This window comes from Streptomyces sp. URMC 124, assembly GCF_051386455.1.
In the GTDB taxonomy this organism is placed as follows: Bacteria; Actinomycetota; Actinomycetes; order Streptomycetales; family Streptomycetaceae; genus Streptomyces.
Genome location: NZ_JBPQTS010000582.1, coordinates 1 through 248 on the forward strand (window position 1 = coordinate 1; position 248 = coordinate 248).

General features: G+C 31.9%; 1 protein-coding gene. It reads right to left on the reverse strand.

Translation table 11 applies throughout. The features are described from left to right. Positions 1 to 202 (reverse strand): hypothetical protein (locus ACSNOG_RS33770; RefSeq protein ID WP_436756482.1); only part of this gene is annotated, 202 nt, incomplete at its 3' end. Positions 203 to 248 lie beyond the last annotated feature (46 nt).

Genomic DNA, 248 nt, shown 5'->3' on the forward strand with positions numbered 1-248 from the left:
CTACTATAGCATCATCATTGATAAGATATCTTAAGATGGATTTTCTTCTATGGAATGCTGCATCCGCCAATTCAGAATTACTAATTATCATAAGACTTAGTATTGATTTTAATAACAAAACTAATTGATTTAGCTTTGTCTCAAGCCCCTCAATGTTTTTAGGTTCTCGAAATGTGTTTATGTAATACTCCGCCAACTCCATATTTGCATTAGAATTTCCATGCACATATAGACAAGCCTTTCTATAT